The sequence below is a fragment of the [Bacillus] selenitireducens MLS10 genome, from assembly GCF_000093085.1.
In the GTDB taxonomy this organism is placed as follows: domain Bacteria; phylum Bacillota; class Bacilli; order Bacillales; family Salisediminibacteriaceae; genus Salisediminibacterium; species Salisediminibacterium selenitireducens.
Window position 1 is genome coordinate 13,329 of the sequence record NC_014219.1, and the last position, 15,369, is coordinate 28,697.

A 15,369-nucleotide genomic window follows, 5' to 3' on the forward strand; every position below is an offset into this window, starting at 1 on the left:
CACCGGTGAATCAACTATTTGAAACCTATTCAGGTAGAGAGGAACCGAGTGTCTTGAATTCAAACGTTAAGGTTAAAACGACGCCAAAAGAAAGTCCGTCGCAAGGCGGAAAATGGTTAAGCAAGAAAGGGCGCACGGTGGATACCTTGGCACTAGGAGCCGATGAAGGACGGGACGAACACCGATATGCTTCGGGGAGCTGTAAGTAAGCGTTGATCCGGAGATTTCCGAATGGGGGAACCCACCATCCGTAATGGGATGGGATCCATACCTGAATCCATAGGGTAATGGAAGGCAGACCCGGGGAACTGAAACATCTTAGTACCCGGAGGAAGAGAAAGCAAATGCGATTTCCTGAGTAGCGGCGAGCGAAACGGAATCAGCCCAAACCGAAAGGCTTGCCTTTCGGGGTTGTAGGACACTCCATTGGAGTTACAAAGAGAGAGCGTAGGTGAAGCGGCCTGGAAAGGCCCGCGGGACAAGGTAACAGCCCTGTAGCCGAAACGCCCTCTCCTCCGGAGTGGATCCTGAGTACGGCGGGACACGTGAAACCCCGTCGGAATCCGGGAGGACCATCTCCCAAGGCTAAATACTTCCTAGTGACCGATAGTGAACCAGTACCGTGAGGGAAAGGTGAAAAGCACCCCGGGAGGGGAGTGAAACAGATCTTGAAACCGTGTGCCTACAAGTAGTTGGAGCCCGTTAATGGGTGACAGCGTGCCTTTTGTAGAATGAACCGGCGAGTTGTGATCACGTGCAAGGTTAAGCTGAAGAGGCGGAGCCGCAGCGAAAGCGAGTCTGAACAGGGCGAATAAGTACGTGGTTGCAGACCCGAAACCAGGTGATCTACCCATGTCCAGGGTGAAGTTCAGGTAACACTGAATGGAGGCCCGAACCCACGCACGTTGAAAAGTGCGGGGATGAGGTGTGGGTAGGGGTGAAATGCCAATCGAACCTGGAGATAGCTGGTTCTCCCCGAAATAGCTTTAGGGCTAGCCTCGAGGGAAGAGTATTGGAGGTAGAGCACTGATTGGACTAGGGGTCCCCACAGGATTACCGAATTCAGTCAAACTCCGAATGCCAAATACTTATCCTCGGGAGTCAGACTGCGAGTGCTAAGATCCGTAGTCAAGAGGGAAACAGCCCAGACCATCAGCTAAGGTCCCCAAGTATACGTTAAGTGGAAAAGGATGTGGAGTTGCTTAGACAACCAGGATGTTGGCTTAGAAGCAGCCATCATTGAAAGAGTGCGTAATAGCTCACTGGTCGAGTGACTCTGCGCCGAAAATGTACCGGGGCTAAACGTATCACCGAAGCTATGGCTGAACACCGCAAGGTGTTCGGGGTAGGGGAGCGTTCCAGAGGCTGCGAAGCATGACCGGAAGGACATGTGGAGCGTCTGGAAGTGAGAATGCCGGTATGAGTAGCGAAAAGAGGGGTGGGAATCCCCTCCGTCGAAAGCCTAAGGTTTCCTGAGGAAGGCTCGTCCGCTCAGGGTTAGTCGGGTCCTAAGCCGAGGCTGAAAAGCGTAGGCGATGGCAAACAGGTTGATATTCCTGTACCACCACGTTTCCATTTGAGCAATGGGGGGACGCAGGAAGATAGGGTAAGCGCACCGCTGGTCGTGTGCGTCGAAGCAGTGAGGCTGGTTACGAGGCAAATCCCGTAACCGTAAGGTTGAGCTGTGATCGCGAGTGAAATTACAGTAGCGAAGTTCCTGATTCTACACTGCCAAGAAAAGCCTCTAGCGAGGAAACAGGTGCCCGTACCGCAAACCGACACAGGTAGGCGGGAAGAGAATTCTAAGACGCGCGGGAGAACTCTCGTTAAGGAACTCGGCAAAATGACTCCGTAACTTCGGGAGAAGGAGTGCTCCCCAGGGTGAACAGCCTGGGGGAGCCGCAGTGAATAGGCCCAAACGACTGTTTATCAAAAACACAGGTCTCTGCGAAGCCGCAAGGCGAAGTATAGGGGCTGACACCTGCCCGGTGCTGGAAGGTTAAGAGGTGGGGTTATCCTTCGGGAGAAGCTCTGAATTGAAGCCCCAGTAAACGGCGGCCGTAACTATAACGGTCCTAAGGTAGCGAAATTCCTTGTCGGGTAAGTTCCGACCCGCACGAAAGGTGCAACGATTTGGGCACTGTCTCAACGAGAGACCCGGTGAAATTATATTACCTGTGAAGATGCAGGTTACCCGCGACAGGACGGAAAGACCCCATGGAGCTTTACTGCAGCTTGATATTGGATTTTGGTACAGCTTGTACAGGATAGGTAGGAGCCTTGGAAACCGGAGCGCCAGCTTCGGTGGAGGCATTGGTGGGATACTACCCTTGCTGTACTGAAATTCTAACCTCGAACCGTGATCCGGTTCAGGGACAGTGTCTGGTGGGCAGTTTGACTGGGGCGGTCGCCTCCTAAAGAGTAACGGAGGCGCCCAAAGGTTCCCTCAGAATGGTTGGAAATCATTCGCAGAGTGCAAAGGCATAAGGGAGCTTGACTGCGAGACATACAGGTCGAGCAGGGACGAAAGTCGGGCTTAGTGATCCGGCGGCACCGTATGGAAGGGCCGTCGCTCAACGGATAAAAGCTACCCTGGGGATAACAGGCTAATCTCTCCCAAGAGTCCACATCGACGGGGAGGTTTGGCACCTCGATGTCGGCTCGTCGCATCCTGGGGCTGAAGTAGGTCCCAAGGGTTGGGCTGTTCGCCCATTAAAGCGGCACGCGAGCTGGGTTCAGAACGTCGTGAGACAGTTCGGTCCCTATCCGTCGCGGGCGTAGGAAATTTGAGAGGAGCTGTCCTTAGTACGAGAGGACCGGGATGGACACACCGCTGGTGTACCAGTTGTTCCGCCAGGAGCATCGCTGGGTAGCTACGTGTGGACGGGATAAGTGCTGAAAGCATCTAAGCATGAAGCCCCCCTCAAGATGAGATTTCCCATCACTTCGGTGAGTAAGATCCCTCAGAGACGATGAGGTAGATAGGTCACGTGTGGAAGCATAGCGATATGTGGAGCTGAGTGATACTAATCGATCGAGGGCTTAACCAAGAGTTAAGCGAAGTTTGTTAACACGAAGGACAGACACGGATTCATGATCCCGTCATATGCGTTATTCAGTTTTGAGTGGTTACACTCAATTTCATAGTCTGGTGGCGACAGCGAAGAGGTCACACCCGTTCCCATGCCGAACACGGAAGTTAAGCTCTTCAGCGCCGATGATAGTTGGGGGCTGTCCCCCTGTGAAAGTAGGACGTCGCCGGGCACTTCAACCATCTCTCTGATTGTTCAGGGGGATGGTTTTTTGTTGTTATCGAAGCACATGCACCTTTGAAGGCGGTCAAAAAAAGAGCATTCATTTATGAATGCCCTGTGGTTTACAACGGTTTGTTCAGCTGTTTTTGGTAAAAGATCCGGGTTCCGAAGAGGATTAACAGCCAGATGAACAGACTTACTGCGAGGTAAAGGGTGAGATTCATGGAGAAGCCGTCTGAACGGAAAAGATTCAATACGAAGGCAAACACCAAAATAACAGGGTACCAGTATAATACAACAAAGATTTGTCGCAGTGATCGCAGCTGTTCTGAAGTGATATGCTTTGGATAATAGAAAAACAGGATCAAAGCGGCGATAAGCATAAAGACCAATCGGGGAATCAGTTGATCTGAAAAGCCGTTAAAGGATCCGGTCACAAATGGAATAATCAATATACCAAGCGGTGTAAGGATGACGGATAAAACAAAAATAAACGCTATTGAACGACCGCTAAACTGTTCGTCAATGCTTTCGAAATACTGGTCATTGATTTCTTGTGCCATATCAGCCGGTGACAGATAGGAGGCCACAGCCTGATGTTCAGCTTCTTCCTCATCAAGCTCTTCATGTTCAAGAAGATTCTCTTTAATCTGCTCAATCTCGCTGCGGATATCATATTTGATTTTCGTTTGTTCCTTTTCACTTACGTACGTCAGTCTGCTTTGGAATTCATGCAGGTAGTCATCGATGGTCACGGTTGCCCGCCTCCCTCTGGTCGAGCGTGACGAGCAGCTGATTTAATTCCTGAAGATAACGTTCCCTGACTTTTAGCTGAGTATGCCCTGCTTTCGTCAACCGGTAGTACTTCCTCAGTCTGCCGTTATGCTCGATCTGCCTTGAAACAATCCATTCCTGTTCTTCAAGACGTTTGAGAATCGGGTAGATGGATCCGTTGGCAATACTGAGTGTCCCTCCTTTTTGAATCATTCCGGTTATTTCATAGCCGTAACGCTCCTCATGCTCGACGAGTTTCATAATTGCCACTTCCAATATTCCTTTTGAAATTTGCATATGCCATTTCGATTCATTCATCATGGTCACAGTTTATCGCAAAGCCATATATGTGTCAATCAACTATATAAAATATGGAATATGAAACGGGAAGGAAGATTGATTCACAATCTTATTCGGGTCTGAAAATAAGTTGTGAAAAAATGAATAAACGGAAAGCACAAGGTCGTATGCATTGGAAATTCCTTGTGAGGTCTGACATCTGGAACGTTAACTGAATATTTCAACATTTGCGATTGCCTTGACATGCCACCTGCAGCTTGTTAATCTACTAATAATATTTTCAAGTCATTCACAAACGGAATGAGATACTGAAAGGGGCAAATGAATCATGCGTGAGGATAAGTTTCAAAAAGAAGGGTTAACGTTTGATGATGTGCTGTTAGTGCCTGGAAAATCGGAAGTGCTGCCTCGTGACGTATCTGTTCAGACAAAATTATCTGATACGCTGACGTTGAATATTCCGGTGATCAGTGCGGGGGATGGACACCGTCACAGAAGCCGGTATGGCCATTGCCATGGCAAGATCAGGCGGACTTGGCATCATTCACAAAAACATGAGTATTGAAGAACAGGCCGAGCATGTGCAGCGTGTGAAGCGTTCAGGGAGCGGCGTCATTACGAATCCGTTTTCGCTGTCAGAGGATCATCAGGTGTTTGATGCCGAACATTTAATGGGGAAATACCGGATTTCCGGTGTGCCGATTACCGATGAGAATGATGTATTGGTCGGGATTATCACGAACCGTGATCTTCGTTTTATCGAAGATTATTCCATCAAGATTAAGGAAGTCATGACGAGTAAAAATCTCGTCACAGCGCCTGTAGGCACGACGCTGAAAGAAGCCCAGCAGGTTTTGCAGGAACACCGTATTGAGAAACTTCCTCTTGTGAACGATGACAACCAGCTCATGGGACTTATCACGATCAAGGATATTGAAAAAGCCATTGAATTCCCGAATTCGGCGAAAGATAAGCAAGGACGCCTCGTGGCGGGTGCTGCCGTCGGTGTCGGTGCCGATGCCGATTCCCGGATTGAAGCACTCGTGAAGGCGGAGATTGATGCACTGGTCATCGACACCGCCCATGGTCATTCTCAAGGGGTGATTCAGAAGGTCCGTGATGTGAGAGCGAAGTATCCGGATCTCAATATCATCGCCGGAAACGTCGCGACCCCTGAAGCAACAAAAGACCTGATTGAAGCAGGTGCCAATATTGTTAAGGTCGGGATCGGACCTGGTTCAATTTGTACGACACGGGTCGTTGCAGGCATCGGTGTCCCGCAGGTGACCGCTGTATATGATTGCGCAGAAGTCGCGCATGAGATGGGGGCAACGATCATTGCCGATGGCGGTATCAAATACTCCGGAGAGATCGCAAAAGCCATTGCTGCAGGCGGAGATGCAGTGATGCTCGGCAGTCTTCTTGCAGGTGTGACGGAGTCTCCTGGTGAACGTGAAATCTTCCAGGGACGGCAGTTCAAAGTGTATCGTGGAATGGGATCCATTGCTTCCATGGAAAAGGGCAGTAAGGACCGCTACTTCCAGGAAAACGAACAGAAAATGGTTCCTGAAGGGATTGAAGGTCGTACGCCATACAAAGGACCATTGAAAGATACCATTCACCAGCTCGTCGGCGGTCTTCGTGCCGGCATGGGCTACTGCGGCACACCGGGGATTAAAGAACTGCAAAACGATACACGGTTTATCCGTATCACCAATGCAGGACTTCGTGAAAGCCATCCGCATGACGTGCAGATCACAAAGGAATCTCCTAACTATTCCTGATTCATACCCCTTATCCCGGAAGTCAATTTTGCGGCTTCCGGGTTCTTTGTATGGATGACTGAGTCATTGTCATCTGTTAAATACGACGTAAATGTGATAAAATGACGCTTGGTTTTAACGTTTTCACGGTCCTTAACGATCGTGAGAAGGTGACGATACATGACTGAACGCAAGAGAATGGAGAGGTGTAAACAGGAATGCTAAAAAAATGGGGATATGCATTAGCCGCAGTTACAGTAAGTGCAGCAGTTCTTGTCCCGACGGAGCGGGCTGAAGCAAGTTATGAACCGACGGTAGATACCGTGATTCTGGTAGATGCGAAATCAGGACGAGTGCTGTTTGAACGGAATATTGATCAGCCTTTGCCACCTGCAAGTATGACAAAAATGATGAGTGAGTATCTGATTCTTGAAGCTGTCAATGACGGTGACATCAGCTGGGATACAAATGTTCCTATCAGTGACTTTCTCGCCTCGCTTTCCCATAACCGATCACTCTCCAATGTCCCGTTAAGGGTGGATGGTGAATACAATGTGGAAGAACTGTATGAATCAGTGGCCATTTATTCGGCCAATGCGTCAACGATGGCACTTGCTGAACTGATCTCAGGGTCTGAAGGCGCGTTCGTCAGTGAGATGAATGAAAAAGGCGTTGAGCTCGGTTTAGGCACACTGATGCGTGAAGCTGGCGGCGAATACGGACTCGAGGATCTCGGGGAGATTTCAGAAGAAGGTCTCGGTTCGTTTCAGTTTGTGAATTCCACAGGTCTTCCAAACCGATTGCTTGAAGGGAATCACCCGGAAGGAACAGGAGCGGAAGAGGATAACTACATGTCTGCCAGAGCGGCCGCAACCCTGGCATATTACCTCGTCAATGATTATCCCGAGGTCCTGGATGTAGCGGGCATTCCTCATAAAGTGTTCCGTGAAGGAACCGGCGATGCCATTGATATGCCAAACTGGAACAACATGATCCCGGGAACGGAAAACAGCCACCTTGACTACGAATACGTCGACGGGCTGAAGACAGGTCATACCAACGCAGCGGGATTTACTTTTACAGGTACGGGTGAAAAAGACGGACAGCGTCTTGTCAGTGTCGTCATGGGGGCAGACTCCATTGAACACCGTTTCCAAGAGACGCAGCGCGTCCTGGAGTGGGGTTTTAATACATTCTATGAAGAAGAAATCTACGCAGCCGGTTACAGCCCTGATGGCTTTGAAACCATTGCTGTTTCCAAAGGGGAAGAAGAAGAAGTGCCGTTGGAATCGACAGAGGCCATACACCGTCTGATTCAGGAAGGCGACGAGGAACTCTACAGCTATGAAGTGGTTCTTGATGAGGATCTCCTTGACGAAGACGGTGCAATGGAAGCACCTGTCGAAGCCGGAACGGTTGTCGGTCAGATGATCATTTCCTTTGACGGGGAGGAAGATTATATTCATGACGAAATCGACCGGACGACCGTCGTTGATCTGATTACAACGTCGGATGTGGAGCGCTCAGGCTGGTTTACGCTGATGCTTGAGAGTATTGGCGGCTTCTTTACAGGACTATGGCATTCTGTTACAGAAACGGTGCGCGGTTGGCTGTAAAACAGCGTGACTGACACGGAAGAATAAACGGATGTTGGGAAGTTCGAACTTTCTGATAGCCAACACCACCATGTTTTCGTTATAATGAAAGGTATGAAATTGTGAAAGACGAAAGGGGATCATCATGGAAAAACAAGTAGGGACTGATCGGGTCAAAAGAGGAATGGCTGAAATGCAAAAAGGCGGCGTCATTATGGACGTGGTCAATGCAGAACAGGCCAAAATTGCAGAAGAGGCAGGAGCGGTTGCCGTAATGGCTCTCGAGCGTGTACCGTCTGATATCCGAGCTGCCGGCGGGGTTGCCCGTATGGCAGATTTAACGATTGTGGAAGAGGTACAGAAGGCCGTATCCATTCCGGTCATGGCGAAAGCACGAATTGGTCATATTGTTGAAGCGCGTGTACTTGAGTCCATGGGTGTCGACTATATTGATGAGAGTGAAGTACTGACGCCGGCAGATGAAGTCTTTCATCTGAACAAGCGTGATTATACAGTACCGTTCGTCTGCGGTGCGCGTAATCTCGGTGAAGCATCACGACGAATCGGAGAAGGTGCGTCCATGCTCCGTACGAAAGGTGAGCCGGGTACCGGAAACATTGTGGAAGCGGTCCGTCACCAGCGCCTTATCCAGGCACAGATCAACAAAGTGGTGCATATGTCAGAAGATGAACTGATGACAGAAGCGAAGAACCTCGGTGCACCATATGAAGTGCTTCTTGAAATCAAGCGTAATGGCCGTCTGCCACTCGTCAACTTTGCAGCTGGCGGGATTGCAACACCTGCTGATGCGGCACTGATGATGCACCTCGGCTCAGACGGTGTCTTTGTCGGGTCCGGTATCTTCAAATCAGAAGATCCGGCTAAATTCGCCAAGGCTATCGTCGAAGCGACGACACATTATGATGATTTCAAACTGATTGCAGAAGTATCAAAGGGACTGGGCTCAGCAATGCCAGGCCTTGAGATTTCAAGTCTTGAAGACAAGGACCGCATGCAGGAACGCGGTTGGTAATTGAAAGAGGGATTCAGCATGATTAAAATAGGAGTACTGGCGCTGCAGGGAGCGGTCAGGGAGCATGTCAAAGCCCTTCAGGCCCCTGATGTGGACGTCATCACGATTAAACGCAAAGAACAGCTCGCCGGGATCGATGGACTGGTCTTCCCCGGCGGCGAGAGTACGACGATGCGCCGGCTGATCAACCAGTATGGATTTTATGAGCCGCTGAAGGCATTTGCCGCAAAAGGCAAGCCGATTTTCGGCACCTGTGCAGGTGCGATTCTGATGGCTTCAGAGATTGCCAATCAGGACGATCCGCATTTGGCTGTCATGGATATGACCGTTGAGCGTAATGCCTTTGGCAGACAAAAAGAAAGTTTTGAAGTCATGCTGAATATGAAAGATGTGGCTCCGGACATTGAGGCTGTCTTCATCCGGGCACCGATCATTCAGTCGGTGGGACCAGACGTAGACGTGTTGGCAGAATACGACGGACAGATTGTCGCAGCCAGACAGGGTCCGTTTCTCGCCTGCTCATTCCATCCGGAACTGACGGATGATGACCGGATGCATCAGTATTTTGTTACACTCGTTCGGGATGCGGTCCAAACCGTAAATAACGTATAAACGATAAGCAACGACGGGAATCAGTAGTGCATGCGATTTTTTCAGAGAGCCGGTGGGTGCTGCGAACCGGTAAAATCCATGGATGAATCCATCCCCGAGCTGCGGGAATGTCACAATTTCCGCCGGTATCCTGCCGTTATCAGGTCCTGAGGTGTATGCACAATGTGCATAAACCAGGGTGGTAACGCGGGCAAGCACCCGTCCCTGATCATAATGATGATGGGACGGGTGTTTTCTTTTTGCAGCTGCACGATCAGCAAACCACAGTCAAGGAACAGATTAATAATCAGATTTACGGGAGGATGATGATTTATGCTGGACATGAAACGATTGAGAGCTGATTTTGAGGGCGTTCGTGAAAAACTTGCGACCCGCAATGAAGACATCAGCGCGTTGGATGATTTTCAGAAGCTTGATGAAGAACGGCGTCAGGTCATTCAGAAAGTCGAAGAGTTAAAAGGGAAGCGCAATACGGTTTCTGAGGAAATTTCGAAAATGAAGCGAAACAAAGAAGATGCCTCCGACGTCATTGCCGAGATGAAGGATGTCTCCGCAGAGATTAAAGCACTTGATGAAAAGCAGCGGGACGTGGATGAGAAGATGAAGACGCTCATGCTGTCGATCCCGAATATTCCCCATGAGAGCGCGCCGGTTGGTCTCGATGAGACAGAGAACGAAGAAATCCGCACGTGGGGAGAGCGCCCGGCGTTTGATTTCGAAGGGAAGGCGCATTGGGATCTCGCGGTCACTCATGACATTGTGGACTTTGAGCGTGCGTCAAAAATCACGGGAAGCCGTTTTGCCATTTACAAAGGTGCCGGAGCGAGGCTCGAACGGGCTCTTATGAACTTTATGATGGACTTTCATGAAGACAAGCACGGCTATACCGAGGTATTGCCGCCGTATATGGTGAACCGTGACAGTATGACAGGAACCGGTCAACTGCCTAAATTTGAAGAAGACGCGTTTCAGATTCGTGAAGAGGATTATTTCCTTATTCCGACTGCAGAGGTCCCTGTAACAAACATGCATCGCGATGAAATTCTGACAGCGGATGAGCTCCCAATCGCTTACTCTGCCTTCAGCGCATGTTTTCGTTCTGAGGCGGGATCTGCCGGACGTGATACGAGAGGGCTGATCCGTCAGCACCAGTTTAACAAGGTGGAACTCGTACGCTTTGTGAAGCCGGAGGATTCGTATGCGGAGCTCGAAAAATTGACCGGTCATGCAGAAAAAATCCTCCAACAACTGAATCTGCCGTACCGAGTTTTGAATATGTGCACGGGGGACCTCGGTTTTACAGCGGCAAAGAAGTACGATATTGAAGTGTGGCTGCCAAGCTATGGCGAATATAAAGAGATTTCTTCATGCAGTAATTTTGAAGACTTTCAGGCGCGGCGGGCGAATATTCGCTTCAAGCGCGATCAGAAAGGTAAGGCGGAATTCGTGCATACGCTGAACGGATCCGGTCTGGCCATCGGCAGAACGGTTGCGGCGATTCTCGAGAACTACCAGCAAGCCGACGGCACGATTAAAATTCCAAAGGTTCTTCAGCCGTATATGGGTGGAAAAACGCGAATTGGCTGAATACGACTGAAAGGGAACGGGCAACCGTTCTCTTTTTTTCGGTCAGATTTCCTGACAGTCATTCAGCATTCATCAGATCATCACATGTATAATGAAAGAACGTGATTCGTGGAAATCACCTGAAAGGGTATACATACGGGCGGATGAACGGTATAATGTATGAGGAAAATGAATAGTGATTCAATTAGGGGATACTCACTGTGTGAATAGTGTGAAATCATTTGCACGTGAAATCTCTAACCGGGTGAATGCATATTCAATCACCAGATGCTATGAACCGGCGTGATTTAGCGGTTGTTCGTTGAATCTTTATCCTGATATAATGCATAAAAGGTGGGTCTATACATATATGCCGATCCAGTCTGGGCGTTTCAGGACATGGGACTATGGGTGCAACCGTCGGTTATATATTAAAAAAGTGCTTTACTTTTAGTTGTCTGACTATTAGAATTATTACTAACACTTGGCAGAATCGCTAAAAGTCTCTTCACAATGGAATCATTGGGAGATATTCATTTTCAGAATAAGCGGAGATGAATTCCGCTTGGAATATTATATTCAGAAAACATCGAAGGGTTTGATGGTTCAATGAGCAATCAGGATGCGCTTCTCGAGATTAAAGACCTGCACACCGGATTCACGATCGATGGCAAAATGCACTACGCAGTAAAAGATGTATCGTTCAGTGTGAAACCCCGTGAAGTGGTGTGTGTCGTTGGTGAATCAGGCTGTGGTAAAAGTGTCATGTCCCTGTCTGTGATGAAGTTGTTACCCAAACATAACGGAACGATCGATAAAGGACAGATCCTCTATAAAGGACGGGACCTCGTGCCGTTGAATGATAAAGAAATGAACAAAATCCGCGGCAAGGATATCAGCATGATTTTCCAGGAGCCGATGACAGCGTTGAATCCTGTTATGACCATCGGCTGGCAGATGGATGAAGTGCTTCATAACCACACGGATAATTCCCGGGAGGAAATCCGCAAGAAGAGTATTTCCCTGTTAAAGCAGGTCGGAATTTCCCGTGGTGAACAAATCGTCAATGAATATCCGCACCAGCTCTCCGGCGGTATGCGCCAGCGTGTCATGATTGCCATGGCGATTGCGTGCCAGCCGCAGCTTCTGATTGCCGATGAACCGACAACGGCCCTTGACGTGACGGTACAGGCCCAGATTCTCGAACTGATTACGAAGATCCAGGATGAGGTGGGGATGGCGGTTATGCTCATCACCCATGACCTCGGCGTCGTGGCAGAAATGGCTGACCGGGTTGTCGTCATGTATGCAGGTCAGGTTGTCGAGGAGTCTGACGTGGACCGGATTTTCTACGATCCGAAGCATCCATATACGAAAGCACTCCTCAGTTCGATCCCGAGAATGGATGAAGACAGAGAAGTGTTAAACACGATTAAAGGAATTGTGCCATCTTTGAAGAATATGCCGGAAAAAGGTTGCCGCTTCGTCAACCGTTGTCCGGAAGCCATGCCGGAGTGCTCCGAGATTGATCCGGAGCTCGGGGAAACAGAAAAAGGTCATTCGGTCCGCTGTATTTTGTACGATGCAAGTAAACCGGGTGCGTCAACGGAGGTGCAGCAATGACAAAAGCAACAGAAACTTCAGAACATCTCCTTGTTGTAGAAGAACTGAAGAAATATTATCCGGTCCGCGGTGGTTTTTTCCGAAGAAAAGTAGGGGACGTCAAAGCCGTTGATAATATCTCTCTTGAACTCAAACGCGGTGAAACGTTCGGACTCGTTGGTGAATCCGGATGCGGAAAGTCAACGGCCGGCCGAACGATTACACGGCTGTTTAAACCGACGGAAGGTAAGATCACTTTTGAAGGTCGGGATATCACCGATCTCAGAGGTTCGGAACTCCGTAACATCCGAAAAGATATTCAGATGGTCTTCCAGGATCCATATGCTTCATTAAATCCGAAGATGATGGTCGGGAGTATTATTACCGAGCCGATTATCAATTTCAATGGCGGCAATGAGTCGAAGTACAAAGAAGAAGTCATGCAGCTGTTGACGAGGGTTGGTCTTCCTGAAGACGCCTATTTTAAATATCCCCATGAATTCTCCGGGGGTCAGCGGCAGCGGATCGGCATTGCCCGTGCTCTTGCCCTGAAGCCGAAACTCATCGTTGCCGATGAGCCGGTATCCGCACTTGACGTGTCCGTTCAGTCCCAGGTACTGAATCTTCTGAAAGAGCTTCAGGAGGAATTCAATCTGACGTTACTGTTTATCGCCCACGACTTGAGCGTGGTCAAGCATATGAGTGACCGGATCGGTGTCATGTATCTCGGAAACCTTGTCGAAATCGCCGATGCCGATGAGATTTATGCCAATCCGAAACACCCGTACACCCAGGCACTGATTTCCGCGATCCCTCAACCGGATCCGAGAAATAAAAGTGAAAGAATCATTCTTTCCGGGGATGTTCCAAGTCCTCAGAACCCGCCGGTCGGCTGTCCGTTTCATCCGCGCTGTCCGCAGGTGATGCCGGAGTGCAGTGAAAAGAAGCCGGAACTAAAGGGGGTGAACGGAGAACACAGGGTGTCATGCCTGCTTTATGAGAAATAAGGGAAGTCATTTTACACACATTAAAAGGGGGAAACACAAGCATGAAACGTTCAAAATTTCTTTTGCCTGCAGCACTATTGTCCACAACGATGGTCGTAGCTGCATGTGGTGGTAACAACGATGACGGGAACGAGAATAACACGGATCCTGCCAACGACGGGAATAACGACAATGCGGAAATGAACGACGACAACGATGACAATGATGAAACGGCTGATGGTGACGTACCACAGGGTGGTACGGTGACTTACGGCTATACGTCTCCATTTGCCGGTCTTCTTGACTGGGCCTGGTACGAAGGTCAGGATGACAGCCTGGCACTTTCACTCTTTAACGGTGAGGCGCTTTATCAGGTTCGTTCTGAGAATGAATTCGAATTAGAGCCAAGCCTTGCGCGCGAGTGGGAATGGAGTGACGATAATACGACTGTTACGTTCCATCTAGAAGAAGGTGTTATGTGGCATGACGGTGTTGAACTGACTGCTGAAGACTTCAAATTCTCCTATGAAACGATTGCTCATCCGGACGGGAATACTGCCCGTCAGTCCAACGTGGACCGTATCGTCGGTTATGATGAGTACCGTGCCGGTGAAACAGACGAGCTTGCTGGTGTTGAAGTGATTGATGACTATACGTTCTCCGTTGAATTTAAAGAAGTACAGGCGAACAATCTCGCAAACCTTTGGAGCTATCCAATGTCTGTGAACCATCTTGGGCATCTGGAAGTCTCTGAAATGGAAGACGCGGATGAAATCCGTCGTAATCCAGTTGGCCTTGGTGCATTTGTAGTAGACAACGTGGTACCGGGCGAAATGATTGAATACTCAGCATTTGAAGATTACTGGCAAGGTGCTCCGAACCTTGACGGCGTTGTTTACAGAATCGTTGACGGTGAACTCTCCGGAGAACTGTTGGCGCAGGGAGAAGTCGACGTGATTGAATTGACTGGCGGTCAGGCACTTCCGCTTCAGGACGATGACAGAGTGTACCTTGAAGAAATTGAAGCCCTTTCCTACATGTATATCGGCTTTAAGCTCGGTCACTGGGATGATGAAGAGGGAACAGCAGTAATGGATAACGAGAAGTTCCAAAGCAAGGAACTCCGTCATGCGTTCGCTCATGCGATTGACCGTCAGGGAATCATTGACTCCTTCATGGAAGGTTACGGCACAGTGATTAACGCACCAGAATCTGTTATCCGTTGGAGCTATCCGGATGAGTCAGCTTTGAACCAGTATGAACATGATCCGGACCGTGCAAGAGAACTGCTTGAAGAAGCAGGTTACGAAGACGTTACCGGTGACGGTTTTGTCGAAGATCCGAATGGTGACGAGTTTACGGTGAACTTTGCTGCGATGAACGCCCCTGCGGATATTGCTGAGCCACGTGCCCAGTACATCATTCAGAACCTGCAGGATGTCGGGATTAACGCACAGCTCATGGATGGACAGCTTCTTGACTTCAACCTGTTCTATGACCTTGTTGAAGAAGATGATTCAGACATTGATATCTTTATGGGTGCATGGGGACTTGCAACGGCTGACCCTGACTTGAGTGGTCTCTGGCTCTCCACTGATTTCTGGAACTTCACACGTTGGGTGAACGAAGAGTCTGATGAACTGATCCGTGCAGGTGTTTCTGAAGAAGCTCTCGACTTTGAATACCGTCAAAGCGTCTATCAGGAATGGCACCAGCTATTCAACGAAGAACTGCCAATGATTCCGATAAGTTCCCCGGTTAACATTTACGGTATTGCTGCGGACGTTGGCGGCATTACAGCTGAAGTACGTGATGCAGCCGGTGATGCGCACCTCTGGTATCGCGAGCAGTAATTTGAGAATACGAACAAACACATGAATAAAC

At 49.2% G+C, this 15,369-nt stretch carries 9 protein-coding genes, 2 rRNA genes, 1 pseudogene and 1 other annotated feature; of the genes and pseudogenes, 10 read left to right on the top strand and 2 right to left on the bottom strand.

The features are described from left to right. Window positions 1–114 precede the first annotated feature (114 nt). Window positions 115–3,050, top strand: a 23S ribosomal RNA gene (locus BSEL_RS00050). 97 nt (window positions 3,051–3,147) lie between these two features. Further along, a 5S ribosomal RNA gene (gene rrf / locus BSEL_RS00055) occupies window positions 3,148–3,264 on the top strand. Between the two features lie 112 nt (window positions 3,265–3,376). On the opposite strand, the gene BSEL_RS00060 is transcribed toward rrf, so the two are convergent. Together BSEL_RS00060 and BSEL_RS00065 are read right to left on the bottom strand one after the other, a co-directional pair. Further along, window positions 3,377–4,009, bottom strand: coding sequence for a hypothetical protein (locus BSEL_RS00060; protein ID WP_013170991.1), 633 nt, complete (start codon window positions 4,007–4,009; stop codon window positions 3,377–3,379). After that, entirely contained in the window at window positions 3,996–4,289 is a 294-nt protein-coding gene (locus tag BSEL_RS00065; protein WP_049773472.1) for a PadR family transcriptional regulator, read from the bottom strand. Before BSEL_RS00065 ends, BSEL_RS00060 begins: the two co-directional genes overlap by 14 nt. 367 nt (window positions 4,290–4,656) lie before the next feature. Between BSEL_RS00065 and guaB the strand changes: the two are divergent. From guaB to opp4A, 8 genes and pseudogenes are all read left to right on the top strand, one after another. Further along, window positions 4,657–6,112: pseudogene (gene guaB, locus BSEL_RS00070) on the top strand (IMP dehydrogenase). A 197-nt stretch (window positions 6,113–6,309) separates the two neighbouring features. Then, window positions 6,310–7,707: a D-alanyl-D-alanine carboxypeptidase family protein gene (locus BSEL_RS00075; protein WP_013170993.1), complete on the top strand. Its 1,398-nt coding sequence runs from the start codon at window positions 6,310–6,312 to the stop codon at window positions 7,705–7,707. 124 nt (window positions 7,708–7,831) lie between these two features. Further along, window positions 7,832–8,719, top strand: a complete 888-nt coding sequence (gene pdxS / locus BSEL_RS00080; protein ID WP_013170994.1) for a pyridoxal 5'-phosphate synthase lyase subunit PdxS — start codon at window positions 7,832–7,834, stop codon at window positions 8,717–8,719. An 18-nt stretch (window positions 8,720–8,737) separates the two neighbouring features. After that, the gene (gene pdxT / locus BSEL_RS00085; RefSeq protein ID WP_013170995.1) at window positions 8,738–9,331 is read left to right on the top strand and encodes a pyridoxal 5'-phosphate synthase glutaminase subunit PdxT; all 594 of its coding nucleotides are present in this window, start codon (window positions 8,738–8,740) and stop codon (window positions 9,329–9,331) included. Between the two features lies 1 nt (window position 9,332). After that, window positions 9,333–9,540, top strand: a binding site (T-box leader). A 103-nt stretch (window positions 9,541–9,643) separates the two neighbouring features. Then, on the top strand, window positions 9,644–10,918 hold the full coding sequence (gene serS / locus BSEL_RS00090) for a serine--tRNA ligase (RefSeq protein ID WP_013170996.1): 1,275 nt from the start codon (window positions 9,644–9,646) through the stop codon (window positions 10,916–10,918). A gap of 588 nt (window positions 10,919–11,506) precedes the next feature. Continuing rightward, window positions 11,507–12,520: an ABC transporter ATP-binding protein gene (locus BSEL_RS00095; protein WP_013170997.1), complete on the top strand. Its 1,014-nt coding sequence runs from the start codon at window positions 11,507–11,509 to the stop codon at window positions 12,518–12,520. Further along, window positions 12,517–13,506, top strand: coding sequence for an ABC transporter ATP-binding protein (locus BSEL_RS00100; RefSeq protein WP_013170998.1), 990 nt, complete (start codon window positions 12,517–12,519; stop codon window positions 13,504–13,506). The genes BSEL_RS00095 and BSEL_RS00100 overlap by 4 nt, the downstream gene beginning before the upstream one ends. A gap of 41 nt (window positions 13,507–13,547) precedes the next feature. After that, on the top strand, window positions 13,548–15,338 hold the full coding sequence (opp4A, locus tag BSEL_RS00105) for an oligopeptide ABC transporter substrate-binding protein (RefSeq protein WP_013170999.1): 1,791 nt from the start codon (window positions 13,548–13,550) through the stop codon (window positions 15,336–15,338). Window positions 15,339–15,369: the final 31 nt, after the last annotated feature.